Source organism: Sphingomonas sp. FW306-05-A (genome assembly GCF_058782275.1).
On record NZ_JBYSXN010000001.1, the window covers coordinates 1,224,749 to 1,249,803 of the forward strand.

General features: G+C 65.5%; 24 protein-coding genes. 9 read left to right on the top strand and 15 right to left on the bottom strand.

Annotation, left to right across the window (positions count from 1 at the left end; genetic code table 11):
• The first annotated feature begins 43 nt into the window (after positions 1-43).
• From AC3WJR_RS05690 to AC3WJR_RS05705, 4 genes are all read left to right on the top strand, one after another.
• On the top strand, positions 44-856 hold the full coding sequence (locus tag AC3WJR_RS05690; RefSeq protein ID WP_492723024.1) for a biotin--[acetyl-CoA-carboxylase] ligase: 813 nt from the start codon (positions 44-46) through the stop codon (positions 854-856).
• 17 nt (positions 857-873) lie between these two features.
• Positions 874-1,656, top strand: a complete 783-nt coding sequence (locus tag AC3WJR_RS05695; RefSeq protein ID WP_492723026.1) for a type III pantothenate kinase — start codon at positions 874-876, stop codon at positions 1,654-1,656.
• A 193-nt stretch (positions 1,657-1,849) separates the two neighbouring features.
• Positions 1,850-3,427 carry a ribonuclease J gene (locus tag AC3WJR_RS05700; protein WP_492724177.1) on the top strand — a complete coding sequence of 526 codons (1,578 nt, stop codon included), beginning with the start codon at positions 1,850-1,852 and terminating at the stop codon, positions 3,425-3,427.
• 31 nt (positions 3,428-3,458) lie between these two features.
• Complete coding sequence (locus AC3WJR_RS05705) at positions 3,459-3,737, top strand: DUF1467 family protein (RefSeq protein WP_131528475.1); 279 nt, start codon at positions 3,459-3,461, stop codon at positions 3,735-3,737.
• A 203-nt stretch (positions 3,738-3,940) separates the two neighbouring features.
• On the opposite strand, the gene bfr is transcribed toward AC3WJR_RS05705, so the two are convergent.
• From bfr to purL, 3 genes are all read right to left on the bottom strand, one after another.
• Positions 3,941-4,426 carry a bacterioferritin gene (gene bfr / locus AC3WJR_RS05710; protein ID WP_354281463.1) on the bottom strand — a complete coding sequence of 162 codons (486 nt, stop codon included), beginning with the start codon at positions 4,424-4,426 and terminating at the stop codon, positions 3,941-3,943.
• A gap of 34 nt (positions 4,427-4,460) precedes the next feature.
• Positions 4,461-4,631 (bottom strand): (2Fe-2S)-binding protein, encoded by a 171-nt coding sequence (locus AC3WJR_RS05715; RefSeq protein WP_131528471.1) that lies wholly within the window; start codon positions 4,629-4,631, stop codon positions 4,461-4,463.
• Between the two features lie 79 nt (positions 4,632-4,710).
• Positions 4,711-6,951 carry a phosphoribosylformylglycinamidine synthase subunit PurL gene (gene purL / locus AC3WJR_RS05720; protein WP_492723029.1) on the bottom strand — a complete coding sequence of 747 codons (2,241 nt, stop codon included), beginning with the start codon at positions 6,949-6,951 and terminating at the stop codon, positions 4,711-4,713.
• 147 nt (positions 6,952-7,098) lie between these two features.
• On the opposite strand from purL, the gene AC3WJR_RS05725 reads away from it, so the two are divergent.
• Positions 7,099-7,365 (top strand): DUF1294 domain-containing protein, encoded by a 267-nt coding sequence (locus AC3WJR_RS05725; protein WP_354281457.1) that lies wholly within the window; start codon positions 7,099-7,101, stop codon positions 7,363-7,365.
• Here AC3WJR_RS05725 and AC3WJR_RS05730 read toward each other — a convergent pair.
• The 4 genes from AC3WJR_RS05730 to aroQ form a co-directional block, all read right to left on the bottom strand.
• Positions 7,316-8,314, bottom strand: coding sequence for an alpha/beta fold hydrolase (locus tag AC3WJR_RS05730; RefSeq protein WP_492723031.1), 999 nt, complete (start codon positions 8,312-8,314; stop codon positions 7,316-7,318). The two genes, AC3WJR_RS05725 and AC3WJR_RS05730, sit on opposite strands and share 50 nt — an antisense overlap.
• A 349-nt stretch (positions 8,315-8,663) precedes the next feature.
• Positions 8,664-10,013 carry an acetyl-CoA carboxylase biotin carboxylase subunit gene (gene accC / locus AC3WJR_RS05735; protein ID WP_354281453.1) on the bottom strand — a complete coding sequence of 450 codons (1,350 nt, stop codon included), beginning with the start codon at positions 10,011-10,013 and terminating at the stop codon, positions 8,664-8,666.
• Positions 10,014-10,015: 2 nt separating this feature from the next.
• A complete protein-coding gene (gene accB / locus AC3WJR_RS05740) occupies positions 10,016-10,498 on the bottom strand; it encodes an acetyl-CoA carboxylase biotin carboxyl carrier protein (protein ID WP_492723033.1) in 483 nt (160 codons plus the stop codon).
• A gap of 39 nt (positions 10,499-10,537) precedes the next feature.
• Complete coding sequence (gene aroQ, locus AC3WJR_RS05745) at positions 10,538-10,972, bottom strand: type II 3-dehydroquinate dehydratase (RefSeq protein ID WP_492723035.1); 435 nt, start codon at positions 10,970-10,972, stop codon at positions 10,538-10,540.
• Positions 10,973-11,114: 142 nt separating this feature from the next.
• On the opposite strand from aroQ, the gene thiS reads away from it, so the two are divergent.
• Positions 11,115-12,119 (top strand): sulfur carrier protein ThiS, encoded by a 1,005-nt coding sequence (gene thiS, locus AC3WJR_RS05750; RefSeq protein ID WP_492723037.1) that lies wholly within the window; start codon positions 11,115-11,117, stop codon positions 12,117-12,119.
• A 201-nt stretch (positions 12,120-12,320) separates the two neighbouring features.
• On the opposite strand, the gene truA is transcribed toward thiS, so the two are convergent.
• Both truA and fmt read right to left on the bottom strand, forming a co-directional pair.
• Positions 12,321-13,061 carry a tRNA pseudouridine(38-40) synthase TruA gene (truA, locus tag AC3WJR_RS05755; protein WP_492723038.1) on the bottom strand — a complete coding sequence of 247 codons (741 nt, stop codon included), beginning with the start codon at positions 13,059-13,061 and terminating at the stop codon, positions 12,321-12,323.
• The gene (gene fmt, locus AC3WJR_RS05760; protein ID WP_492723040.1) at positions 13,058-13,963 is read right to left on the bottom strand and encodes a methionyl-tRNA formyltransferase; all 906 of its coding nucleotides are present in this window, start codon (positions 13,961-13,963) and stop codon (positions 13,058-13,060) included. The genes truA and fmt overlap by 4 nt, the downstream gene beginning before the upstream one ends.
• A gap of 55 nt (positions 13,964-14,018) precedes the next feature.
• Here fmt and recR point away from each other — a divergent pair, with 55 nt between their 5' ends.
• Both recR and def read left to right on the top strand, forming a co-directional pair.
• A complete protein-coding gene (gene recR / locus AC3WJR_RS05765) occupies positions 14,019-14,615 on the top strand; it encodes a recombination mediator RecR (RefSeq protein WP_492723042.1) in 597 nt (198 codons plus the stop codon).
• A 144-nt stretch (positions 14,616-14,759) separates the two neighbouring features.
• Positions 14,760-15,290 carry a peptide deformylase gene (gene def, locus AC3WJR_RS05770; RefSeq protein ID WP_492723044.1) on the top strand — a complete coding sequence of 177 codons (531 nt, stop codon included), beginning with the start codon at positions 14,760-14,762 and terminating at the stop codon, positions 15,288-15,290.
• 122 nt (positions 15,291-15,412) lie between these two features.
• Here def and AC3WJR_RS05775 read toward each other — a convergent pair whose 3' ends face one another.
• On the bottom strand, positions 15,413-17,077 hold the full coding sequence (locus AC3WJR_RS05775) for a formate--tetrahydrofolate ligase (RefSeq protein ID WP_492723046.1): 1,665 nt from the start codon (positions 17,075-17,077) through the stop codon (positions 15,413-15,415).
• Between the two features lie 256 nt (positions 17,078-17,333).
• On the opposite strand from AC3WJR_RS05775, the gene AC3WJR_RS05780 reads away from it, so the two are divergent.
• The gene (locus AC3WJR_RS05780; RefSeq protein ID WP_492723048.1) at positions 17,334-18,857 is read left to right on the top strand and encodes a DNA recombination protein RmuC; all 1,524 of its coding nucleotides are present in this window, start codon (positions 17,334-17,336) and stop codon (positions 18,855-18,857) included.
• Positions 18,858-19,012: 155 nt separating this feature from the next.
• Here the strand turns inward: AC3WJR_RS05780 and AC3WJR_RS05785 are convergent, their stop codons facing one another.
• The 5 genes from AC3WJR_RS05785 to AC3WJR_RS05805 all read right to left on the bottom strand — a co-directional run bounded on the left by AC3WJR_RS05785 (position 19,013) and on the right by AC3WJR_RS05805 (position 24,990).
• Positions 19,013-20,254: a flavin monoamine oxidase family protein gene (locus AC3WJR_RS05785; protein WP_492723050.1), complete on the bottom strand. Its 1,242-nt coding sequence runs from the start codon at positions 20,252-20,254 to the stop codon at positions 19,013-19,015.
• 17 nt (positions 20,255-20,271) lie between these two features.
• Positions 20,272-22,491: an aldehyde oxidoreductase molybdenum-binding subunit PaoC gene (paoC, locus tag AC3WJR_RS05790; protein WP_492723052.1), complete on the bottom strand. Its 2,220-nt coding sequence runs from the start codon at positions 22,489-22,491 to the stop codon at positions 20,272-20,274.
• Positions 22,488-23,438 carry an FAD binding domain-containing protein gene (locus AC3WJR_RS05795; protein WP_492723054.1) on the bottom strand — a complete coding sequence of 317 codons (951 nt, stop codon included), beginning with the start codon at positions 23,436-23,438 and terminating at the stop codon, positions 22,488-22,490. The genes paoC and AC3WJR_RS05795 overlap by 4 nt, the downstream gene beginning before the upstream one ends.
• The gene (gene paoA / locus AC3WJR_RS05800) at positions 23,435-24,073 is read right to left on the bottom strand and encodes an aldehyde dehydrogenase iron-sulfur subunit PaoA (protein ID WP_492723056.1); all 639 of its coding nucleotides are present in this window, start codon (positions 24,071-24,073) and stop codon (positions 23,435-23,437) included. Before paoA ends, AC3WJR_RS05795 begins: the two co-directional genes overlap by 4 nt.
• Positions 24,074-24,342: 269 nt before the next feature.
• A complete protein-coding gene (locus AC3WJR_RS05805) occupies positions 24,343-24,990 on the bottom strand; it encodes a TetR/AcrR family transcriptional regulator (RefSeq protein WP_492723058.1) in 648 nt (215 codons plus the stop codon).
• Positions 24,991-25,055 lie beyond the last annotated feature (65 nt).

A 25,055-nucleotide genomic window follows, 5' to 3' on the forward strand; every position in this document is an offset into this window, starting at 1 on the left:
GCGGGTTCGTACCGTCGCGGAGACGGGATCTACCAATGCCGACATGCTAGCGCTGGCGCGCAGCGGGATCCCCGAGGGGATCTGGCTGCGCGCCGAGCGGCAGACCGGCGGACGCGGGCGGCAAGGGCGGCTCTGGGTTTCTCCGGTCGGGAATTTCTACGGGTCTAGCGTTGTGCGCGTGCGGGGCGGGGATCCTGCGGCGGCTACACTCGCGCTGGTGGCTGCGGTTGCGCTGGAAGAGGTGGTCCGGGCGTACCTCCCTCCGCACTCCCCACTCTCTTCGCACTTCCCACTTCCTCGACGCTTCCCCGGCGAAGGCCGGGGCCCAGTCGCGCTGGCCGATGTAACGGACCGAAGCGATCGACCTTCCAACGTTCCACTCCAGGGCCCCGGCCTTCGCCGAGGAAGCGGTAATGGGGAGGGGTTGGTCCTGAAATGGCCCAACGACCTCCTCATCGATGGCGCGAAGATTTCCGGCATCCTTCTAGAGCGCACCGGCGATGCGATCGTCGTCGGGATCGGCGTCAACCTCGCGCACCACCCGACCGACACAGACCGCATCGCCACCAGCCTCGCCATACACGGCGCAACCCCCGACCCGGCCGACTTCGCCGAAACTCTCGCGGACACCTTCGCCCGCTGGGTGAGCATCTGGCGCGGGCAGGGCATCGCGCCAATACGCACCCGCTGGCTCGAACGCGCGCACCCGATCGGCACTGCGCTCACCGCGCGGCTCCCCGACGGCAGTGCGACCGATGGCCTGTTCAACGGGCTCGACAGTGACGGCGCGCTCATCCTGCGCTTGGCGGATGGCACCGCGCGTGTCATTCACGCGGGCGACGTGTTCCTCCTCTGAAGGGCTTCTCTCCAGCCATGCTGCTCGCCATCGACGCCGGGAACACCAACATCGTCTTCGCTTTGCTCGAAGGCACGACGATCAAGGCACGCTGGCGCATCGCCACCGATCCGCGCCGCACCGCTGACGAATATGCGGTATGGCTCAGCCAGTTGCTCAACCTCGAAGGTTATGACCGCAAGCAAGTGACGGGCGTCATCATCGCGACCGTCGTCCCGCGCGCACTCCACAACCTCCAGACGCTCGCGCGCAAATATTTCGACAGCGAGCCGCTGATCGCGGGCCAGGCCCCGGTGGAATGGGGCATGCAGCTCGACGTGCTCGAGCCCAAGAGCGTCGGGGCGGACCGCGCCGTCACGATGATCGCGGCGCACGCGCGGCATTCCGGCGACCTGATCGTGATCGACTTCGGCACCGCCGCGACCTTCGACGTGGTGGACTATACCGGCGCGTATAAGGGCGGGATCATTGCCCCCGGCATCAACCTGTCGCTCGACGCGCTCGTTACCGCCGCCGCCAAGCTCCCGCGCATCGCGATCGAGGCGCCCAGCGACACCAGCGTTATCGGGCGCGATACGGTCACGCAAATGCACATCGGCATCTACTGGGGCTATGTCGCGATGATCGAGGGGCTGGTCGCGCGGATGAAGGCGGAGGTCAGTCGCCCGTGCACCGTGGTTGCGACCGGCGGGCTCGCGGTGCTGTTCGAACAGCATACCGACGCGTTCGACGCGATCGAACCCGATCTCACCATTCAGGGGCTGGCGATTTTGTGGGAACGCGCCCATATACAGGCCTAGAGTCCATGCGTGCGTGCGCCGACCTCGGTGCCCCGCTTCCCAGACCTCTACGATATTCATCGCGCCTCACCAGCGCACCCTCCCTGCGCCGCTTGTGAAGCTGGCGGCGTCCAATTGAAAGAACAAAGCGTTAGTGACTACTCCTAAGAAAGAACTGCTGTTCCTGGCTCTCGGTGGGTCGGGCGAGATTGGCATGAACGTCAATCTGTACGGCTGCAACGGCAAGTGGCTGATGGTCGATTGCGGCATCACCTTCGCCGATCCGCAATATCCGGGCATCGACGTCATCCTGCCCGACCTGCAATTCATCGAGGAACGCCTCGACGATCTGATCGGGATCGTGCTGACTCATGGTCACGAGGATCATATCGGCGCGCTGCCGTATCTTGCCGAGGACCTCGGCGTGCCGCTGTATGCGACGCCATTCACCGCGGGCCTGATCCGCGGCAAGCTCGAGGAAGAAGGCAACGCCAGCCGCGTCAAGCTACGCGTGATCCAGCCGGATGCGCCGTTCGACCTCGGGCCGTTCGGCATCACCTTCGTGCCGATGTCGCATTCGATCCCCGAAGCGAGCGCACTGCTGATCGATACGCCGTACGGCCGTATCTTCCACACCGGCGACTGGAAGCTCGATGCGCGGCCGGTCATCGGCAGCCCCGCGACCCCCGACCAGCTTGCGGCGATCGGCAAGGATGGCGTGCTCGCGCTGGTGTGCGATTCGACCAACGTGTTCAATAACGACGCGTCGGGTTCCGAGAGCGACGTGCTGGCGGGCCTGATGGACGTGATCGGCAAGGCCAAGGGCCGCGTGCTGGTGACGTCGTTCGCGTCCAACGCCGCGCGTCTCCACACGCTCGGCAAGGTCGCGATCGAGACCGGGCGGAAATTGTCGGTCCAGGGGCGGTCGCTCGACCGCATCCTCAAGGTCGCGCGTGCGACGGGCTATCTCAAGGACTTCCCCGATACGATCGACGCAGAGGCAGCGATGCGGCTGCCGCGCGACAAGGTGCTGGTCATCGCGACCGGCGGGCAGGGCGAGGACCGCGCGGCGCTCGCGCGTGTCGCGAACGGCCAGCATCCGATTTCGCTCGACCAGGGCGATACGGTTGTCTTCTCGTCCAAGCAGATCCCGGGCAACGAAGTCGCGATCGGGCGGATCCAGAATCAGCTAGCGGCCAAGGGCGTGATCATGATCACCGACCGCCAGGCGCATGTCCATGTGTCGGGCCATCCGGGTCGCCCCGAGCTGCTCCAGATGTACAAGTGGATGAAGCCCGAGATCCTGATGCCGGTGCATGGTGAAATGCGCCATTTGATGGAGCAGGCGCGCTTTGCCTTGTCCGAGGGCGTGCCGCGCGCCGTGGTGCAGACCAACGGCGACATCATCCGCCTTGCGCCGGGCAACCCGACCAAGATCGGCAATGCCGCGGTCGGTCGTCTCGTGCTCGATGGCGACGTGATCCTGCCGGGCGACGGCTCGACGATCAACGAGCGCCGCAAGCTCGGCCTGTTCGGTCAGATCTCGGTCGCGGTCGCGGTCGGGCAGCGCGGGATGATCGGCCAGCCGCAGGTCCGCATTCAGGGCATCCCGGTCGAGGAAGACCGCGAGCCGTTCCTCGACGAGACGATCGGCGCGGTGATCGCGGCGGTCAAGCAGGGCGGGCGTGACCGCGACAAGATGCGCGAGCAGATCCGTCTGGCGACCCGCAAGGTCGCGACGCGCTGGACCGGCAAGAAGCCGATCGTCGACGTGTTGCTGATCGAAGCCTGACCTCAGGCGCTGGGACGGGAAGGAGAACGGCATGCGGTGGACTTCGGCGCTGGCGATCTACTTCCTGTTCTGGGCGTTTTCGGTGTTCTTCGTCCTGCCGTTCGGGGTCAAGACCGCCGACGAGGCAGGCGTCGAGCGCGTGCCCGGCCAGGCCGACAGCGCGCCGCACGAGTTTCGCGCGGGGCGGATCGCGCTGCGGGTGACGATCGTGGCGACCGTGTTGTGGGGGCTTTATATGCTCAACTTCACCTACGGCTGGCTGACGCCGAAGATGCTGGATTTCTGGGGGGCGTGGAAGGACGTGGAGTAGGGGCGCTTGCTCCCTTTTACCGCGCTTCCCTTTGTAACGGCGCTTCCCCTTATATTTGCCTACCCCGGCGAAGGCCGGGGCCCAGTAGCGATGGCCGAGGTAACTTGGCGCAGCGGTCAGCAAACGTCTGCCTCGCTACTGGGCCCCGGCCTTCGCCGGGGAAGGGGCAGTAGGGGGAAGCGCCAGTAGGGGAAGGAAACCCCTTACCCCTCCGCGTCGGCAGGCCGGCTCTGCAGCTGAACGTAATTCTCGATCCCCATCCGCGCGATCATCTCGAACTGGCGTTCCAGCGTATCGACATGCTCTTCCTCGCTGTCGAGGATGCGGCGGAACAGATCGCGGCTGACATAGTCGCGGACCTTCTCGCAATGTTCGATCGCGTCGCGCAGCGGCGGAAGCGCCTCCATCTCGAGCGCGAGATCGGCCTTCAGCACTTCCTCGACCGTCTCGCCGATCCGCAACCGCCCGAGCAGCTGGAAGTTGGGCAGACCGTCGAGGAACAGGATCCGCTCCGACAGCCAGTCGGCATGCTTCATTTCGTCGATCGATTCCTCGCGCTCGAACGCCGCTAGCTTGCGCACGCCCCAATGGTCGTACAGCCGGTAATGCAGCCAATATTGGTTAACCGCGGTCAGCTCGTTCTTGAGTGCCAGATTGAGGTATTCGATGACCTTGATATCGCCCTGCATGGAACGCCCCTCACATTGAAATCGTCGGGCGACCTTAGGCGACTGCGCGCTCTTCGTCGATGATGGCGCGGGCGACGGGCACGCATTGGCCACATTTCGCCTCGCAGCCCATCGTACGATAGGCCTGGCAGGCCGTGCGGGACCCGTTGCGGGCAGCGGTGCGGACGTCGCGTTCGCGGATAGCATTGCAGATGCAGACGACCATAAGCACTCCCTTCGGATGCCGATGATCTATCGCTAATGAGAATGGGTCGCAAGCATTAATGCGACCCATTCTCAAAATATCAGTTCTCGACCGGCGCCACGTCGCCCATCAGCTTGGGGAAGAAGCCCTCGTGGGCGGTACGCAGCTCGGTCAGCGTCACGACATGATCGTCGTCGGGCAGCTCGAAGATCAGCCGGTTGGCGATCGTCCGGCCGATCCGCTCGATCTCGACCCCGGCGGCGTCCGCCGCAGTCAGCGTCTCGAGCAGCAGGTGATCCGCAACGGTCGCGACGTACAGCCCCTGATCCTCGCCGAACAACGCGCAGGCGATGCCGCATGGCAGCGGCGCATGCATCATTGCGCCGACATTCCCGGCGAGCGCCATCTCGGCGATCGTCACCGCGATGCCGCCGTCGGACACGTCATGCACCGCGGTCAGCGCGCCGGTCGCGATATGCGCGCGGACGAATTCGCTGTTGCGGCGCTCGGCTTCGAGATCGACCGGGGGCGGGGCGCCTTCCTCGCGGCCATGGACTTCGCGCAGCCACAGCGATTGCCCGAGATGCCCCGAGCGCTCACCGATCAGCACGATCACGTCGCCAGTGCCCTTGAATGCGATCGTCGCGGACTTGGACCAATCGGCAAGCAAGCCGATCGCGCCGATTGCCGGCGTGGGCAGGATCGCCGAGCCACCGCCAGTCGCCTTGCTCTCGTTATACAGCGAGACGTTGCCCGACACGATCGGGAAGTCGAGCGCGCGGCAGGCGTCGCCCATGCCGTCGAGACAGCCGACGAACTGCGCCATGATTTCGGGGCGCTGCGGGTTGGCGAAGTTGAGGCAGTTGGTGACGGCAAGCGGGGTCGCACCGACTGCCGAGAGGTTGCGATAACACTCTGCAATCGCCTGCTTGCCGCCTTCATAGGGGTCGGCATAGCAATAGCGCGGGGTGCAATCGGTGCTCATCGCCAGCCCCTTCTGCGTGCCGTGGACGCGCACGACCGCGGCGTCGCCACCGGGGCGCTGGATCGTGTCCGCGCCGACCTGCGTGTCATATTGCTCCCAGATCCAGCGGCGCGAGGCGACGTCGGGGGAGGCCATCAGCGTCAGCAAGTCGGCGGCGACGTTCGGCGTCTGCGGGATCTCGCCGAGCGGCGCGACCTTGGCCCAGGCCCGATATTCTTTCTTCGTCGCAGCCGGGCGGTCGTACAAAGGGGCTTCGTCGGCGAGCGGGGCGAGCGGGATGTCGCACACCGTTTCGCCGTGGAACTTGAGCACCATGTGGCCCGTGTCGGTCACCTGCCCGATCACCGCGAAATCCAGCTCCCATTTGTGGAAGATCGCTTCGGCGAAATCCTCGCGGCCGGGCTTGAGCACCATGAGCATCCGCTCCTGGCTTTCGCTCAGCATCATCTCATAGGGCGTCATGCCGGTTTCGCGCTGCGGCACCGCATTCATGTTGAGCTCGATCCCGACCCCGCCCTTGGACGCCATCTCGACCGCGGAGGAGGTGAGGCCTGCCGCACCCATGTCCTGAATCGCGACGATCGCGTCCGACGCCATCAGCTCGAGGCACGCCTCGATCAGCAGCTTCTCGGTGAAGGGATCGCCGACCTGGACGGTCGGGCGCTTCGACTCCGAATCCTCGCCGAAGTCTGCAGACGCCATCGTCGCGCCGTGGATCCCGTCGCGGCCGGTCTTGGAGCCGACATAGACGATCGAATTGCCGATCCCGGAGGCGGCGGAATAGAAGATCTTGTCGGTCTCGGCGACGCCGACCGTCATCGCGTTGACGAGGATGTTGCCGTCATAGGCGGGGTGGAAGTTCACCTCGCCGCCGACCGTGGGCACGCCGACGCAATTGCCGTAGCCGCCGATCCCGTGGACCACGCCCGAGATCAGGTGACGCATCTTGGGATGATCGGGCCGCCCGAAGCGCAGCGCGTTGAGGTTGGCGACCGGGCGCGCGCCCATCGTGAAGACGTCGCGCAGGATTCCGCCGACGCCGGTCGCGGCCCCCTGATAGGGTTCGATGTAGGAGGGGTGGTTGTGGCTCTCCATCTTGAAGATCGCCGCCTGGCCATCGCCGATGTCGACGACGCCGGCATTCTCGCCGGGGCCGCAGATCACTTGCGGGCCGGTGGTGGGGAGCTTTTTCAGATGGATACGCGAGGATTTGTACGAGCAATGCTCGGACCACATCACCGAGAAAATGCCGAGCTCGGTCAGATTGGGCTCGCGGCCGAGCGCGTGGAGGACGCGGTCATATTCTTCGGTGGAAAGCCCGTGCTGGGCGACGATCTCGGGGGTGATGTCGGTCATGGCCTGAGCCTTTAACGCGGTGGTGCGGCGCCGTCACCTCATCGCGTGGCGCTCGCGTATAGGGTTACCGCATTTTTCCGGTAGAACGCATGGGGCCGTTCCGCTCGTGGCCATCACTCGTTAACCTCTGCTGCGCACAACAGGGTAATGATCGCTCTCGTGCTCTGCTGGATTGTCGCGATAAATGGCTGGACCGTTCTACGGTTCTGGCAGGATAAGCAGCGCGCCATTGCCGGTTCCCGTCGCATACCCGAAGCCAATCTGCTCGGCCTCGCCCTGATGGGTGGCTCCCCGGGAGCGTTCGCTGCGCGCAAGCTCTTTCGCCACAAGACGCGCAAGGAGCCTTTTTCGACCGAGCTGATGCTCATCGCAGCGATCCAGTTGGGCGCGGGTTGTGGGCTTCTCCTGTTCTGAACGGAAGACCCTGTAAGAAGGCGTCCAGGTCGCGCGTGCTGTCGTCGGGGCGTTCCTCCATCGGCAGATGCCCGGTGCCGGGATAGACGATCAGCTTGCTACCCGGAATGCGCGCGTGGAGCCAGTCGCCTGAATTGCGCGGGATCAACTGGTCCTTGGCACCCCACAGGATCAGCACGGGGAGCTTGAGCGCTGCCAGTTGCGCCGCCGTCGCGCTGTCAGGCGGCAGTGCGAACCGGTCGAGCGTCGCGGCGCGATTACCCGGATAGCGGAGCAACTCCCAATAGCGATCGACCATCGCGGCATCCGCAAGCTTCGGGTTGCCGAACACGCCCGGCAGGCTGTCCGCGATCAGGCTGCGCGGGGTAATTGCGGCGGCGATGTCGCGTAGCACGGGCAGGCGTGCGATGCGGAAGGCGAGCGGCGGCTTGCTGTTGCCCGGCTCGGGCTGGCCGACCGAATCGATCAGGACGAGCGAACGGACATGATCGGAATGCGCCAGCGCATAATGCCATGCCACCCCGCCGCCCATAGAATTACCTGCCAACACAATGTGATCGACGCCGAGTTTCACGCGAAGTCGCTCAACCACCGCGGCATAGGCGGCGTTGTCATAGGCGCGCTGTGGGCTGGGTCCGGTCAGGCCGTGCCCCGGCAAATCCATGCGGATGATGCGATACCGCGCGCCCAGCCGCTCCGCCCATGGCTCCCACGTTTGGAGCGACGCATTCGAGCCATGGATCAGCATAAGCACCGGCGCATCGCGGGGGCCGGTGTCGCGCAGGTGGACGTTTAGGCCTTCGCCGAGGTCGACGAACTGCGAGGGCGGCGCACCGTATTTGGCGCGCATTGTGGCTGGGTCGGTATCGGGGGTGCGATAATGGAAGAACAGGGTGGTGAGCAGCGCGCCGACGGCGAGCACGCCATAGCCGATGATGCGCCAGACCATTGCTTTGCCCCCCTTTCGGTGTCCGCCCTGTGTCCGGGCGATGTCGGGGGAAAGATTGCCGGTTTCACAGCCGCTGGCAAGCGATGCGGTGCGGGCATCTGACGCGTGCCGTCGCACCCTCCATCATTCCGGGCTTGGCCACTGCGAAACCAAGCTGTTCTCCCGCGAAGGCGGGAGTCCAGGGGGCTCGAGAACTATACGCCGTTGTCTTGCTTGACCCTGGATTCCCGCCTTCGCGGGAAAACAGCAGACGAAGGGTCCCAGACCGATTTTCGCACAGGGCTCGAGAAGGGAGGAGTTCAGGGTTACGCGAGGCAGCCCGCGCAATCCTGAACTCCTGTTTCTGCCGTCACGCCTCGCGCGCGAGCCATTCCTCGAGCCACTTGATCGTATAGTCGCCCGCCTGGAACTCGGGATCCTCGATCAGTGCCTGATGCAGCGGGATCGTCGTCGTCGGTCCCTCGATCACCATTTCCTCGAGCGCACGGCGCAACCGTCGGATCGCGCCGGCGCGGGTGGTGCCGTAGACGATCAGCTTGGCGATCATCGAATCGTAATACGGCGGGACGCGGTAACCCGCGTACAGACCGCTATCGACGCGGACGTTCATCCCGCCCGGCGCGTGATAGGCCTTCACCAGCCCCGGCGACGGCGCGAAGGTACGTGGGTCCTCGGCGTTGATGCGGCATTCGATCGCATGACCGCGGAACTGCACGTCTTCCTGCCGCAGCGTGAGGCCGTGGCCCTCGGCGATGCGGATCTGTTCGCGCACCAGATCAAGCCCGGTGATCGCCTCGGTCACGGGATGCTCGACCTGCAGCCGCGTGTTCATTTCGATGAAATAGAACTCGCCGTTTTCCCACAGGAATTCGATCGTGCCCGCACCACGATAGCCCATGTCTGCCATCGCCTTGGCGCAGATCCCACCCATCCGCGCACGGTCTTCCGCACCGAGCACGGGCGAAGGGGCCTCCTCGAGCACTTTCTGGTGGCGGCGCTGGAGCGAGCAGTCGCGCTCGCCCAGATGGATCGCATTGCCTTCGCCGTCGCCGAATACCTGGAATTCGATGTGGCGCGGGTTGCCGAGGTACTTTTCGAGATAGACCGTGGCATCGCCGAACGCGGCCTTCGCCTCGCTCCCGGCCTGCTGCATCAGCGTCTCGAGCTGGTCCTCGGAGGTGCAAACCTTCATGCCCCGGCCGCCGCCGCCCGATGCCGCCTTGATGATGACGGGATAACCCGCCGCCGCCGCAATCTCCTTGGCTTCGGCGAGGTCGCTGATCGGCCCGGCCGACCCGGGAACGAGCGGAAGACCCAGGGCACCAGCGGTGCGCTTGGCCTCGATCTTGTCCCCCATTGTGCGGATGTGTTCGGGTTTGGGGCCCACGAAGATGATGTCGTGCGCTTCAACAATCTCGGCGAACTTGGCGTTTTCGCTCAGGAAACCGTAACCCGGATGGATCGCGTCGGCGCCCGAGATTTCGGCCGCCGAGATGATGTTCGGGATGTTGAGATAGCTTTCGGTCGCCGACGGCGGGCCGATGCAGATCGCCTGATCGGCAAGCCGCACGTGCATCGCGTCCGCATCCGCAGTCGAATGGACCGCAACCGTCTGAATGCCCATTTCGTGGCAGGCGCGGTGGATTCGGAGCGCGATCTCGCCGCGGTTGGCGATCAACAGCTTCTTGATGTCGGCCATGATTATTCGACGACCACCAGCGGCTGGTCGAACTCGACCGGCTGCCCGCTCGTCACCAGCACCGCCGATACACGGCCTGCGCTCGGCGCGAGAATGGGGTTCATCACCTTCATCGCCTCGACGATCAGCAGCGTATCACCGGCTGCGACCGTATGGCCGACGTTGACGAACGCCTTCGCTTCGGGGTTGGGCGACAGATAGGCGGTGCCAACCATCGGCGACTTGACCGCATTGACCATCGACGGCGGAGCCGCGACGATCTCGGCGGACGGCGCGCTGTTGGGCACGGCGGGCGTCGGTGCGGGTGCGGGCGCGTAGTGCACCGGTGCGGCAGCGGCGGCAGCCGCCTTGCGCGCGATGCGGATCTTGCGACCGCCGTCCTCGACCTCGATCTCGGTCAGCGAGGTGTCGTCGAGCAATTGTGCGAGCTGACGAACCAGATCGACGTCGATCCGCATTGCGTCGGCAGTAATATCGTCGGGCATAAGTCCCCTATGCTCCCAGTTTTTCGTGCGTGCGTCCTGTCAGAGACGCGCCGCGGCTTCAAGCGCCAGCAGATAGGATAACGCGCCGAACCCGCTGATCGTCCCTTTTACCCCAGGCGAGATACGGCTGACGTGGCGAAAAGCCTCGCGCGCGTGCGGGTTGGACAGATGGACCTCGATCACCGGCGTGCGCACCGCCTTGATCGCGTCAAGCACGGCGACCGACGTATGCGTGAACGCCGCAGCGTTGAGAATCACCGCCTTGGCCGGCAATGCCTGCGCCTCGTGGATCCAGTCAACCAGATGGCCTTCATGGTTCGATTGCCGCAGATCAATCGCCAGGCCGAGTTCGCGGGCGCGATCCTCCATCTGACCCGCGATGTCGTCGAGCGTGGTGTCGCCATAGATTTCCGGCTCGCGCGTGCCGAGCAGATTCAGGTTGGGGCCGTTCAGGACGAAAATCGTTTCGGGCATCGGGAGCAGGCTTTCGGTTGCGGGTCGCGCGGCCGGGCTTATATCGCCCTGTGACCCGTTCTTACCCGTTCGTGCCGAGCGAAGTCGAGACATCGGTGCCAAGGCGAGCGGCAAGAGCGGCGCAACGGAAGGTTTTTGTCACGTGCACACCGATGGAACTGTCAGCATTCAGGTCAATGGCGAGCACCGCCGCGTCCGTGCGGGGCTGAGCCTCGCCGATCTCGCCGCGGATCTCGGGCTGATGCCGGAAAAGGTCGCGGTCGAGCGCAATCTGGCGGTGGTGCCGCGTTCGACGCTGGCGGAGGTCATGGTCGAGGATGGCGACGAGCTGGAGATCGTGCATTTCGTCGGGGGTGGCGATCACGCGCCTGCGATTACGGCGGATACCTGGACCGTCGCGGGGCGCACGTTCCGGTCGCGGCTGATCGTCGGGACGGGCAAGTACAAGGATTTCGCGCAAAACGCCGCCGCGCTCGAGGCATCCGGCGCGGAGATCGTCACCGTCGCGGTGCGGCGCGTCAACGTCAGCGATCCGAACGCGCCGATGTTGACCGATTTCATCGATCCCAGGAAGGTCACCTATCTGCCGAACACCGCAGGTTGTTTCGATGCCGAATCGGCGATTCGCACGCTGCGGCTAGCGCGCGAGGCTGGCGGTTGGGATCTGGTGAAGCTCGAGGTGCTGGGCGAGGCCCGGACGCTGTATCCCGACATGGTCGAGACTTTGCGCGCGACCGAAGTGCTCGCAAATGAGGGATTCCTGCCGATGGTGTACTGCGTCGACGATCCCATCGCGGCGAAGCGGCTGGAGAATGCGGGTGCAGTCGCGATCATGCCGCTTGGCGCGCCGATCGGATCGGGGCTGGGGATCCAGAACCGCGTCACGATCCGCCTGATCGTCGAGGGCGCGAGCGTCCCGGTGCTGGTCGATGCGGGTGTCGGGTCGGCGTCGGATGCCGCGGTCGCGATGGAGCTTGGCTGCGACGGGGTGCTGATGAACACCGCGATCGCCGAAGCGAAGGACCCGATCATGATGGCGGCAGCGATGAAGTCCGCGGTCGAGGCGGGGCGTTTGTCGTATCGCGCGGGGCGGATGGGGATGCGGCGCTACGCCGATCCGTCGAGCCCGCTGGCGGGGCTGATTTGATTGGAGGGGTGGGGGTCGCCGCCGCCGCCCCACCACCACACGCCGTCATGCTGAACTTGTTTCAGCATCCACCGCTCAACTAGCCCGGTCCGCATTGTCGCGCGGTGGACCCTGAAACGAGTTAGGGTGACGGTGTTAGAAAGTGATTAGCACCAGAAACTTACGCGGCGGTTGTGGCACGCTGTGCGAACCATGCCGCCGCTACGGATAATCCGCCCGCAGGAAAAACAGTCCATCAGGCGGCGCATTGAACCCCAGCGCGGTCCGGTCGCGCGCCTCCAGCGCAGCCGAAAGATCGTCCGGCGACCATTTCCCTTCGCCGACCAGTGCCAGGCACCCGACCATCGAGCGCACCTGATGATGCAGGAACGACCGCGCCGAGGCGAACACGCTGATCCGGTCCCCGTCCGCAACCACATCAAGCCGGTCGAGCGTCCGCAGCGGGCTGTCCGCCTGGCAATGCGCCGAGCGAAAGGTGGTGAAGTCGTGCCGCCCGACCAGCCGCGCGGCCCCCTCGGCCATCGCGCCCGCATCCACGGCGTTGGGGATCCGCCACGCAAGCCCGCGTTCGAACGTCAACGGCGCGCGGCGAAGGACGATGCGATATTCGTAATGCCGCCCGACGCACGAGAAGCGCGCATGCCAATCGTCGCCCACGATCTCGCACGCGGTGATCGCGACCGGGTCGGGGCGCAGTTTGGCATTGAGCGCTTCCATCAGCCGGAACGGCGTCAGATCGCGTTCCAGATCGAGATGCGCGCGCATCGCGATGCCATGAACCCCCGCGTCGGTCCGCCCCGCGGCATGGACCGCGACCGTTTCCCCGGTGATCGCCTTCACCGCGCGTTCGATCGACGCCTGAACGGTCGGGCCGTGGTGCTGACGCTGCCACCCCATGAACGGACGTCCGTCGAATTCCACTGTAATAGCAAAGCGTTTCAAAGCACCGTTCCAACCGGGACGGAGAAGCCGCGGAGCAGTTCGGAGGCAGCCATCGCGCCACGCCCGGCCCGCTGGAGCACCACCGGCCGGATCGCTCCGTCCGCGCACGCGATCGTCAGCCGATCGTCGAGCACCGTCCCGGGCGCGCCCGAAACCTCCGGCAGCACCTCCACCGACAACAGCTTGATCCGCTCGCCCGCAATCTCGACGAACGCGCCGGGGACCGGATTGAACGCGCGGACCTGCCGCTCGACCGCGGCGGCATCCTGCGTCAGGTCGATCCGCGCCTCGGGCTTGTCGATCTTCGCGGCATAGGTGACGCCGTCGTCCGGCTGCGGTTCGGGCGCAAACGCGGCGAGATCGGCGAGCGTGGCGATCATCAGCCGCGCGCCCATCGCGCTCAGTTCGTCGGTCAGCGCGCCTGCGGTCTTGCGATCGATCGACGTCTCGTCGCGCAACAGGACCGGCCCGGTGTCGAGCCCGGCCTCCATCTGCATGATGCACACGCCGGTGGCGGCATCCCCGGCGAGGATCGCGCGCTGGATCGGCGCAGCGCCGCGCCAGCGGGGCAGGAGCGAGGCATGGACGTTGAGGCACCCGTGCGTCGGCGCGTCGAGCACCGCGCGCGGGAGGATCAAGCCATAAGCGGCGACCACCGCGATCTCCGCACCGAAACCGGCGAATTCCGCCTGTGCCTCGGGGTCGCGCAGGGTCACGGGCGTACGCACCGCGATCCCAAGCGACTCCGCGCGGGCATGCACAGGAGTAGGCGTCAACGCCTTGCCGCGCCCCGATCGACGCGGCGGCTGGCTGTACGATGCGACGACGTCGTGGCCCGCATCGACCAGCGCCTGAAGGATCGGGACCGAGAAGTCGGGCGTGCCCATGAAGATGATACGCATAGCCCGATGCTCTGGCCGCTTGCGCAGGCGCAAGGCAACCCCCTATCTGTTCTCGATGGCCTCTCCCGAAATCGACGCGCTGACCCAGGCGCTTGCCAAGCTCCCCGGGCTTGGTCCGCGCTCGGCGCGGCGCGCGGTGCTGCATTTGCTCAAGAAGCGCGAGGCGGCGCTCGGGCCGTTGCTCAATGCTTTGATGGCGGTCGAGGAGAACCTCGCAACCTGTTCAATTTGTGGCAATGTCGATACAACCGACCCGTGCGGCGTGTGCGCCGACCAACGCCGCGATCCGCGCGCCCTCTGCGTCGTGGAGGAGGTCGCCGATCTATGGGCGCTCGATCGCTCGCGGCTGTTTCCGGGACGCTTCCATGTGCTCGGCGGGCGGCTGTCGGCGCTGGAGGGGGTGCGCCCCGAGGATCTCGCAATCGACTCGCTGGTGCGGCGGATTGCGGATGGCGGGATCGACGAGGTCGTGCTCGCGATGAATGCGACGCTCGAGGGGCAGACCACCGCGCATTACATCGCCGAGCGGATCGAGCGGTTCCCGGTGCGGATCACCCAGCTTGCGCACGGACTGCCCGTCGGCGGCGAACTCGACTATCTCGACGAGGGCACACTGGCACAGGCGCTGCGAGCAAGGCGGCCTGTCGCCTGAACTATGCTTTCAGGGCTAACTCGTTCTTATCTTTGTGACTTCGTGCCTTTGTGCGCAAAAAGCTTTCTCGCACGAAGCCACAAAGCCACGAAGAAGGAAGGGCACCACCTTGACGCACCGCGCGGGCTTTCCTAGCTCGCGAGAATGGCTGTCCTAGAAATTCTTGAAGTACCGCATCCCGGTCTCCGCGCCGTTGCCGAACCGGTCGAGCACGTGGATGATTCCGTGCGCGCGATCGTCCGCGACATGTTCGACACTATGTACGACGCGCGTGGCATCGGCCTCGCCGCGACTCAGGTCGCGATCGAGCAGCGGATCGTCGTGATCGATTTGCAGGAGCCCGAAGGCGAGGGCGAAGACGCCAAGCCGGTGCGCAAGCCGCTCGTCTTCATCAATCCCGAGCTGCTGTCGGTGAGCGACGAAATGTCGGTCTATGCCGAAGGGTGCCTGTCGATCCCCGAGCAATATGCCGATGTCGAGCGCCCCGCGCGCTGCCGCGCGACGTGGCTCGACGAACAGGGGGGAGTGCAGGAAGGCGATATGGACGGGCTGCTCGCGACCGCGTTCCAGCATGAGATCGATCATTTGAACGGCGTGCTGTTCATCGATCACATCTCGAAGCTCAAGCGCGACATGTTGATGAAGAAGCTGACCAAGATGCGCAAGGCGGGCTGAAACCCGCCTTCTGAGTGCTCCTGCGAAGGCAGGAGCCCAGAGTTGCATAGACCAGCACTCGTAACCCTGGACTCCTGCTTTCGCAGGAGAACAGTGGGGGGAAGGGGCGCCCTACGAGGCCCTTAAAACAGCCCCTCGATCTCGCCCCCGGCCCCGAAGCGAATCGCTTCCGCCGCCGGCACGCGCGGGAGACCCGGCATCGTCATGATCTCCCCGCAGATCGCGACGACGAACCCTGCGCCCGCGCTCAACCGCACTTCGCGCACCGGCACGACATGCCCGGTCGGCGCGCCGAGCTTCGACGGGTCGGTGGTAAAGCTGTACTGCGTCTTCGCCATGCATACCGGCAGATGGCCGAACCCCGCTTCCTCCCACCGTGCGAGTTGCGCGAGCACCAACGGATCGGCAATCGCTTCCTCGGCGCGATAGATCCGCGTCGCGACGGTGTTGATCTTGTCGAACAGCGACAGATCGTCGGCATAGAGCGGCGCGAACTGCCCGACCGAACGATCGCACAAACCGACGACCGCGTCCGCCAGCGCCTCGGCCCCCGCGCCACCGTCCGCCCAATGCGTGCACAGCACCGCCTCGCAGCCTTGCGCGGTCGCAATCTCGCGGATTGCCGCGAATTCCTCGGGCGTGTCGCTGTCGAAGCGGTTGACCGCGACCACCACGGGAACCCCGAACGCGCGGACATTCTCGATATGACGCGCAAGGTTCACCCCGCCGCGCCGCACCGCATCGACGTCGGGCGCGGACAGATCGCCCTTTGCCACGCCGCCGTTCATCTTGAGCGCGCGTACCGTCACGACGATGACGGTCGCGTCCGGCTTCAGCCCTGCCTGGCGGCATTTGATATCGAAGAACTTCTCCGCCCCCAGATCCGCGCCGAAGCCCGCTTCGGTCACGACATAATCGGCGAGCCCGAGCGCGGTGCGCGTCGCGATCACCGAGTTGCAGCCATGCGCGATATTGGCGAACGGCCCGCCGTGAATGAGCGCGGGCGTGCCCTCGAGCGTCTGGACGAGGTTGGGCTTGATCGCCTGCGCGAGCAGCACTGCCATCGCGCCGTCGGCCTTGAGGTCCTTCGCGGTCACCGGCTGCCGGTCGCGCGTATACGCAACGACGATCCGTCCCAGCCGCGCTTCGAGATCGTGGAGGTCGGACGCCAGGCACAGGATCGCCATCACTTCGGACGCGACGGTGATGTCGAACCCGCTTTCGCGCGGATATCCGTTCGCGGGGCCGCCGAGCGATTGCGCGATGTCGCGCAAGGCGCGGTCGTTCATGTCGAGCACGCGCCGCCACACGATCCGCCGTACGTCGATATCGAGCGTGTTGCCCCAATGAACGTGGTTGTCGATCATCGCCGCGAGCAGATTGTGCGCCGAGGTAATCGCGTGGAAATCGCCGGTGAAGTGGAGGTTGATGTCCTCCATCGGCACGACCTGCGCATAGCCGCCCCCGGTCGCGCCGCCCTTGGTGCCGAAGCAGGGTCCGAGCGAGGGTTCGCGCAACGCCAGCATCGTCTGCCGCCCGGTTCGGTTGAGCGCGTCGGCGAGGCCAACCGAGGTGGTCGACTTACCTTCGCCTGCGGGCGTCGGGTTGATGGCGGTGACGAGGACCAGCTTGCCGGTCTTGGTCGGTGACGGAAGGCGCGCTAGGTCGATCTTCGCCTTGTGATGGCCATAGGGCTCGACCGCCTCGGCGGGAATGCCCGCCGTGCTGGCGATGGCGCCGATGGGTTGCAGGGTGGCGGCGCGCGAGATCGCGATATCGGAGAGCATGATCGCGCCTTTAGCGGGAGAAGTGGGCGAGGGGGAGGGGTAAGCAGCGATCGAATGCGATGCCGTGTTCCTGCGCAGGCAGGAACCCAGAGCCGCGCGAGCCAACGTTGGGTGGCGCGTGCAACCCTGGGCTCCTGCCTTCGCAGGAGCACGCGCGGACAAAGCTGGCGGAACCAGCCCCGCTTTGCGACGGGGTGCGCTTGTCCGCACGCGCCACGGCGGGTAAGGTTCGTGAAATGTTCCAGCGAGACCCGTTATGAATGGCCTGATGATTTCTCTGCTTGCGATCGGCGCGATGCTGGTCGGACTTGCGATCGGCTGGGTGCTCGGCAATCGCCCGGTCGCCGCCGCGCGGGCGGATGCGACTGCGCGTGAGGCGGACTTCCGCCGTGCGATTACCGATCTCGCCGGGGCCGAACAGCGCGCGCGCGATGCCGATCAACTGCGCGCCGAACTCATCGTCATCCGCGACGAGCGCGACGGCGCGCGGCTGGAAAACAGTGCGCTCAGGACGCAGAGCGTCGCGTTTGAAAACCGTCTCGCCGAGTTGCAGGCCAGTGCCGACGCGCGGCAGAAGGCGGATCGTGATGCCTATGAAGCGCGGATCGTCGAACTCCACCAGACCACGGCGGCGCGCGAGAAGATGGTCGGCGACGCGCACGCCACGCGCGTGGCGGAACTGCTCCACGCGAAGGACCTGCTCGCGACGCAATTCGCCGAGGTCTCGAACAAGCTGCTTAATGATGCGCAGGAGGTGTTCCTCAAGCGTGCAGACGAACGTTTCCGCCAGTCCGAGGAAACCGCCGGGCACAACCTCAAGTCGATGCTCCAGCCGGTCAGCGATCGCCTGCTCAAATATGAGGAAGCGGTGACTCGTGTCGAGGGCGAACGGCTGAGCGCGTTCGACCAGTTGAAGGGGCAGCTCGAGGGCTTGCGGGTCGGGCAGGAGAAGGTGTCGACCGAAGCCGCCAAGCTCGTCAATTCGCTTCGCAACGCCCCCAAGTCGCGCGGCCGCTGGGGCGAGCAGCAGCTGAAGAATGTGTTGGAAACCTGTGGGTTATCAGAACATACCGATTTCCAGACGGAAGTATCGGTAGCGGTCGGCGACGAAGGCGCGCGGTTGCGGCCGGATGCGATCGTCACCGTGCCGGGCGGGCGGAGCCTGGTGATCGACGCCAAGGTCTCGCTCAACGCCTATCAGGATGCGTTCGGCGCGGTCGACGAGACGGAGCGCAACAAGGGGCTGGCGATGCACGCCGCCGCAATGCGCGCGCACGTCAACGGTTTGGGCAACAAGGCGTATTGGAGCCAGTTCGCCGATGCGCCCGACTATGTCATCATGTTCGTCCCCGGCGAGCATTTCCTGACCGCGGCGCTCGAACAGGATCCGACGCTGTGGGACTTTGCGTTCGACAAGCGCGTGCTGCTCGCGACGCCGACCAATCTTATCGCGATTGCGCGGACGGTGGCGGCGGTGTGGCGGCAGGAGCGGCTTGCCAAGGAAGCACGGCAGATTGGTGAACTGGGCAAGGAATTGTACGAACGGATCGCCAAGGCGGCGGGCGACTTGCGCAAGGTCGGCAGTGGGCTGACGAGCGCGGTCAACAATTACAACACGTTCGTGTCCAGTTTTGAAAGTCGCGTGCTGGTCAGCGGACGCAAGTTCCGCGATCTCAACATCGAAACCACCGCGCGGGAGATCGACGACGTTCCTCCGGTCGAGGCGCTCGCGCGCTATGGCGAGACGGCGGCGCTGCCGGAGCCTACCGACGCGGCTTAGGCTGGGCGAACCGTCCTTCTGGCCGCTTCCCCGGCGAAGGCCGGGGCCTAAGAGGACAGGTTTTTGAAACTGCGCGCTGCGCAACCAATCATGGCCCTACTCCTGGGCCCCGGCCTTCGCCGGGGAAGCGCAGTCAAGGGAACGTTGGCGATCTTCTAGTCCCCGCATCCCAGCATCGCGATCGTTTCCCGAGCCGCGCGCACGCCGCTGTCGTGCGCACCGTGCGCGGTGCTGAAGTCGGTCGGATTGGTCGCCTCGCCTGCGAAGAAGACGCGGTCGTCATAAGGTAGCGCGAGCAACCCCCGCGCCGCCGCGTGCCCCGGCAAAGCGCAACTATACGCGCCGCCGATCCGAACGTCCGCACTCCACGCCGAAGCAGCCAGCGGGCGCAACATCCGCCGCACATCCGACCCGAACAGTGCAACTAGATCGTCGACCACATGCGCAAAGGCCGCGTCCGCCCCCTCCGCTTCGGCAATCCGCGCACCGTCCCCGCCAAGGAAGGATTCGATGACCGGCCAACCCAATGGCCGGATATAATGCGACCCACTGGTAGGATCGCCCGGCCGTCCCAGGACCTGCGTCTCGTCCTCGAACGGCCCTTTGCCGGAGATGGCAAGGAACAGCTTCTCGTTGCGCCCGAGCGGTAGACACGCCGCCGCCCCGCGCCACGGATCGAGCGCGGCGGGGAGGGCGATCGTCTCGCCCGCCAGCACCGCGGTGGAAACGGTCAGGATTACCGCCCGCGCCGAAATGTCCCCCGAAGCCGTCGTCAGCGTGACGCCGTCCGCCGTCAGCGCCAGACGCTCCACCGGCGTCGACAGGAAAACGGCAAACCCTTGCGGCAAACTGTCCGTCACCAACGTGCCGTACCCATCGGGCAACCGCCAGTTGCACTCACTCGCGGCGGCCTCATACGCCAGATAGTCTGCGACCGAGATCCGGTCGGGCCCGACCCCGCTGATAAAGCCGGTCATCACGGCGATGTGACCGTTCCACGCGCAGTCCGGCAGCAAGGCGTCGGAAGCACGGTCACTCGGTGGCGGCGATGCCTCCATCCGTCCGATCCACGCCTCGAACGCGGCCCGCGCAGCGCGTTGATCCGAAGGTGCGAAGCCGAGGTCGTGGAACTGTTGCCCCCAGGCGGGCGGGCGGCGGTCGATCGCAACCCCCGCTTCCTCCGCAATCGCGGTCCAGGCGTTGCGCTCGCCCGAATGCAGCCATCCGCACCCGAGATCGAGCGCATGTCCATCATGCGTCTCGCTATGCGCACGCCCGCCAAGGCGCGGTCCCGCCTCGAGCAGGACCGCGCTCAGCCCGACACCGGCGAGCGTGCGGGCGGCAGCGATCCCCGCCGCGCCGCCGCCCACGATGACCACGTCATACCCGCTCGCCACGAACCGAACGCCTGAAGTCAGGCGACCGGCGGCATCTTGTCGAGCATCTTGTCGAGCGTGACAGGATAGTCGCGGATGCGGATACCCGTCGCGTTATACGCCGCGTTCGCAATCGCCGCGCCGACGCCGCACAACCCAAGCTCGCCCACGCCCTTCGCCTTCATCGGCGAGGTGGTCGGGTCGGTCTCCTCGAGGAAGATCACGTCCTGATGCGGAATGTCGGCATGCACCGGCACTTCATATTGCGCGAGGTCGTGGTTGACGAAGAAGCCGAAGCGCTTGTCGACCGCGAGTTCCTCCATCAGCGCGGAACCCACACCCATCGTCATTGCGCCGATCACCTGGCTGCGCGCAGACTTGGGGTTGAGGATGCGGCCCGCCGCACAGACCGCGAGCATCCGGCGGATGCGGACTTCGCCCGTATACATGTCGACGCCCACTTCGACGAAATGCCCCGCGAAGGTCGACTGCTGATACGTCTTGGCCAGATCGCCATAGTCGATCGTGTCTTCGGCGGTCAGTCCGGCGTCGCCCGCCGCCTCGGCGAGCGCAACGCTGCGGTTGCCCGAACGCACCTTACCGTTGGCGAATTCGACGTCGCCCGAGTTGAACCCGAGCTTCTGCGCAACCGCCTCCCGCAACTTGACGCACGCCGCATAGACACCCGCGGTGGAGCTGTTCGCGCCCCATTGGCCACCCGAACCCGACGAAACCGGCGAGTCCGAATCACCGAGCCGCACCACGACGCGGTCCATATCCACTCCCATCATCTCTGCAGCGGTCTGCGCGATGATCGTGTAGGAGCCGGTGCCGATGTCGGTCATGTCGGTGTAAACCGTGACGATCCCCTTGCGATCGATCGAGACCTTGGCGCCGGACTTCATGTTCATGTTGTTGCGAAAGCCCGCAGCCACGCCCATGCCGACCAGCCATTTCCCATCGCGCACCTGCGCTGGTTTAGCGTTGCGCTTGTCCCAGCCGAACGCCTTCGCGCCGTCCTGCAACGCCTTGATCAACTGCCGCTGCGAGAAACGCCGCTCGGGCTTCTCGGGGTCGACTTGCGTATCGTTGGCGATGCGGAACGCGATCGGGTCCATGCCGAGCTTCTCGGCCATTTCGTCCATCGCGATTTCGAGCGCCATCAGCCCCGGAGCCTCACCCGGCGCACGCATTGCATTGCCCTCGGGCAAGTCGAGCACGGCGAGACGCATCGATGTCATCCGGTTCGCGCCCGCGTACAGCAGCTTGGTCTGCGAGACCGCCGTCTCGGGCCCGCCACCGGGGAGATCGCCCGAACCGCTCTCGTGCGCGATCGCGGTGATCTTGCCGCTGCGGTCGGTGCCGATGCGGATCCGCTGCGTCGTGGCAGGGCGGTGCGTCGTGTTGTTGAACATCATCGGCCGCGCGAGCGCGACCTTGACCGGACGGCCCGCCGCGCGTGCGCCAAGTGCCGCCATGATCGCATCGGTGCGGACGAACAGCTTGCCGCCGAAACCACCGCCGACATAGGGCGAGATCAGCCGGACGTTCTCCTTGGGGATGCCGAGCGTCTTGGCGACGTCGCCCTTGCCCCAGGCGATCATCTGGTTCGACGTCCACACCGTCAGCTTGTCGCCGTCCCAGCGCGCCAACGAAGCATGCGGCTCCATCATCGCATGGCTGTGATCGGGCGTGGTGTAGCGCGCGTCGAGCTTGACCGCCGCCTTGGCAAACGCACCCTCGAAGTCGCCGACCCGGTCGACTGGCGGCGCTTTGCTGCCTTCGCCGCTGTCATTGCCCTTGAGCGGCGCCGTCTTGAGCGCCTCGTCGAGGTCGAAGCGACCCTTGCCGCGCTCATAATCCACCCGGACGAGGTTGGCCGCGGTGCGCGCCTGCTCGAACGTCTCGGCAACGACGATCGCGATCGCCTGGTGGTAATGCTGGATCTCCGGCCCGCCGAGCAGCATCGCGGTGTTGAAATCGCCCTTGGTCAGCTTGCCCGCTTCGGCAGCGGTGACGATCGTGATGACACCGGGCGCGGCCTTCGCCTCCGCCAAATGCATCGCGCCGATCCGCCCCTTGGCGATCGCCGCGTGGACGATGTAGCCATAGGCCGGGTTGGCGACGACATCATGCCGTTCATAGGCATAAGGCGCGGTGCCGGTGGTCTTGAACTTGCCGTCGATGCGGTCGTGCGGCTTGCCGACGACCTTGCCCTGGTCGATCGGATTCTGGCCTGCGGGGGTCGTGAACTTCATGCGCGTGTCTCCGCCAGCACCGCGGCGAGCGTACGCTCGACCAGCGGGACCTTGAATGCATTGTCTTCGGTCGGCCGTGCGCCCGCCAGCAGCGGGGCGACCACTGCCTTCGATCCGTTGCGCAACTGCGCATCGGCGGCATCGATTCGCCACGGACGCGGCGCGATCCCGCCGATCGCGACGCGACCGCTGCCGTCCGGCTGGACGATCGCCGCGACCGAGACGAGCGCATAGGCGTAGGACGCACGGTCCCGCACCTTGCGATACACATGCGTCCCGCCGAGCGGCTTGGGCAAGGTCACCGCAGTGATCAGCTCGCCACGCTGCAACGCGTTCTCGACGTGCGGGGTGGTGCCGGGCAGCTTGTGGAAGTCGGCGATCGGGATCGTCCGCGCCTGGCCGGTCGGGTTGATCGTCTCGATCTGCGCATCGAGCAGCCGCATCGCGACCGCCATGTCACCCGGATAGGTCGCGATGCACGCATCGCTCGTCCCGATGATGCCGAGCTGGCGGCTATAGCCGCCAAGTGCAGCACACCCCGAACCGGGCTTGCGCTTGTTGCACGCCTGGTTGGTGTCGTAGAAATACGGGCAACGCGTCCGCTGGAGCAGGTTGCCCGCGGTCGTCGCCTTGTTGCGCAACTGGCCCGAGGCCCCCGCGACGATCGCGCGGCTGAGCACGCCGTAATCGCGCCGCACGCGTGCGTCGGAGGCAAGCGCGGTGTTCGACACGAACGCCCCAACGCGGAGGCCGCCGTCCTGCGTCGGTTCGATCTTGTCGAGCTTCAACTCCTGCACGTCGATCAGATGCGTCGGCGTCTCGATCTCGAGCTTCATCAGATCAAGCAGGTTGGTCCCGCCCGCGATGAACTTCGCGCCGGGGGTGCGCGCGACCGCAGCCGCAGCAGCGGCGGGGGAGGTGGCGCGTTCGTAGGTAAAGGGCTTCATGCGCGCGTCTCCGCAACTTCGGTCATCGCTTCGAGGATGTTCGAATAGGCACCGCAACGGCAGATGTTGCCGCTCATCCGCTCGCGCATCTCTGCGTTCGAGATCGGCGTCTTGGCGTTGAGGTCGCCCGTCACATGGCTGGGAACGCCCGCACGGATTTCCTCGATCACCGCAACCGCCGAGCAGATCTGCCCCGGCGTGCAGTAACCGCACTGATAGCCGTCATGCTTGATGAAGGCCGCCTGCATCGGATGCAGCTTGTCGGGGGTGCCGAGACCCTCGATCGTCGTGATCTTGTCGCCCTGGTGCATGACCGCGAGGCTGAGGCACGAATTGATGCGCTTGCCATCGACCATCACGGTGCAAGCACCGCACTGGCCGTGATCGCAACCCTTCTTGGTGCCGATCAGGTGCAGATGCTCACGCAATGCATCGAGCAGCGTCGTTCGGGTGTCGAGCTCCATCGTCTGGCGCTTGCCGTTGACGGTCATTGCGACCTTGGCAATAGTCGGTGCCTGCGCGGCGCGTGCTGCGGTCTGTGCCTCGGCGAGGGGAACCTGCGTTACCACCACAGCGGCCGCTCCACCGGCAAGAATACCCCGGCGCGAGATCTCGGGTGATCCGCTATCCTTCATTGCAAAGCTCCGTCCGTGCGCCGGAACCCATGTCCCGGCTGCTGATAATAGATGATGTCTGCCAGTCCTGAAGGGACGGCGGAAATAGGTGAAATGCTCCCGGAGCCCGCGTACGCGCAGTGTTCCAAATGCCAGAACGCAACGATAGCGATCCGCGTTCCCGTTTCTGTAACAAATCGTCTCGATCAGCACGATCGATAAACCCATCATCGGATGAGCGGACGGGGCAGGGGCCGGGGCGATCGATCGCCCGGCCCGGATCCGCCGAATCAGGCGTCGGCGGCGATGATCTTTGACAGCTCGGCATCGATCAGATCACCGACATAGGTTGCAAGCCGTTCGTAATCCAGCTGCGGGTCGGAGATCTTGCGCAGCCATACGCCGTGCCCGACCGCCATGATGAAATCGGCCAGCTGACGCCGCCGCTGCGCTTTCGACTCGCCGGGAGCGAGGAAGTCGAGCGCGGTCAGGATGCTGTCGCGCACGCGCTTGTCGATCCCGCGGACGATCTCGGCGACCCGCGGGTTGCGTGTTGCCTCGGAGATGGTCTCCGCGATCAGCGCACAATCGTCCTCGAGTTCGGGATCGTCTTCCATGAACCGTTCGATCCAGCGGCGGACCATCGCGAAGTCGCGCGCCGCGACCGCGTCGCTCAACGCTCGGTGTTCGAGGAAACTGATGACGTCGGCCTCGACGAGTGCAGCGACGATATCCTCCTTGCACGCGAAGTCGCGGTACAACTGGCCGACCTTCACCCCCGAGTCGTGCGCGATCTGCGCGACGCCGGTGCCGTGAAAACCGTGCCGCATGAACAGGTTTCGTGCTGCGGCCAAAATTCGTTCGCGACGCTCGTCTGCCTTGGAAGCACGATTTTCCAGCGGTTTAACGTATTCCAAGAGATCTGCTGTCATTGTCATCCTGTCCTTAGAACTTGTTTTTCGCGTTTTTGATAGCTAGGCGGCGCGAGCGAAACGTGAGTGAT

Coding starts and splice junctions, on each gene's coding strand:
- AC3WJR_RS05690 (WP_492723024.1), top strand. CDS start 44: ATGCTAGCGCTGGCGCGCAGCGGGATCCCCGAGGGGATCTGGCTGCGC.
- AC3WJR_RS05695 (WP_492723026.1), top strand. CDS start 874: ATGCTGCTCGCCATCGACGCCGGGAACACCAACATCGTCTTCGCTTTG.
- AC3WJR_RS05700 (WP_492724177.1), top strand. CDS start 1,850: ATGAACGTCAATCTGTACGGCTGCAACGGCAAGTGGCTGATGGTCGAT.
- AC3WJR_RS05705 (WP_131528475.1), top strand. CDS start 3,459: ATGCGGTGGACTTCGGCGCTGGCGATCTACTTCCTGTTCTGGGCGTTT.
- bfr (WP_354281463.1), bottom strand. CDS start 4,426: ATGCAGGGCGATATCAAGGTCATCGAATACCTCAATCTGGCACTCAAG.
- AC3WJR_RS05715 (WP_131528471.1), bottom strand. CDS start 4,631: ATGGTCGTCTGCATCTGCAATGCTATCCGCGAACGCGACGTCCGCACC.
- purL (WP_492723029.1), bottom strand. CDS start 6,951: ATGACCGACATCACCCCCGAGATCGTCGCCCAGCACGGGCTTTCCACC.
- AC3WJR_RS05725 (WP_354281457.1), top strand. CDS start 7,099: ATGATCGCTCTCGTGCTCTGCTGGATTGTCGCGATAAATGGCTGGACC.
- AC3WJR_RS05730 (WP_492723031.1), bottom strand. CDS start 8,314: ATGGTCTGGCGCATCATCGGCTATGGCGTGCTCGCCGTCGGCGCGCTG.
- accC (WP_354281453.1), bottom strand. CDS start 10,013: ATGGCCGACATCAAGAAGCTGTTGATCGCCAACCGCGGCGAGATCGCG.
- accB (WP_492723033.1), bottom strand. CDS start 10,498: ATGCCCGACGATATTACTGCCGACGCAATGCGGATCGACGTCGATCTG.
- aroQ (WP_492723035.1), bottom strand. CDS start 10,972: ATGCCCGAAACGATTTTCGTCCTGAACGGCCCCAACCTGAATCTGCTC.
- fmt (WP_492723040.1), bottom strand. CDS start 13,963: ATGCGTATCATCTTCATGGGCACGCCCGACTTCTCGGTCCCGATCCTT.
- recR (WP_492723042.1), top strand. CDS start 14,019: ATGGCCTCTCCCGAAATCGACGCGCTGACCCAGGCGCTTGCCAAGCTC.
- def (WP_492723044.1), top strand. CDS start 14,760: ATGGCTGTCCTAGAAATTCTTGAAGTACCGCATCCCGGTCTCCGCGCC.
- AC3WJR_RS05775 (WP_492723046.1), bottom strand. CDS start 17,077: ATGCTCTCCGATATCGCGATCTCGCGCGCCGCCACCCTGCAACCCATC.
- AC3WJR_RS05780 (WP_492723048.1), top strand. CDS start 17,334: ATGAATGGCCTGATGATTTCTCTGCTTGCGATCGGCGCGATGCTGGTC.
- paoC (WP_492723052.1), bottom strand. CDS start 22,491: ATGAAGTTCACGACCCCCGCAGGCCAGAATCCGATCGACCAGGGCAAG.
- AC3WJR_RS05795 (WP_492723054.1), bottom strand. CDS start 23,438: ATGAAGCCCTTTACCTACGAACGCGCCACCTCCCCCGCCGCTGCTGCG.
- paoA (WP_492723056.1), bottom strand. CDS start 24,073: ATGAAGGATAGCGGATCACCCGAGATCTCGCGCCGGGGTATTCTTGCC.
- AC3WJR_RS05805 (WP_492723058.1), bottom strand. CDS start 24,990: ATGACAATGACAGCAGATCTCTTGGAATACGTTAAACCGCTGGAAAAT.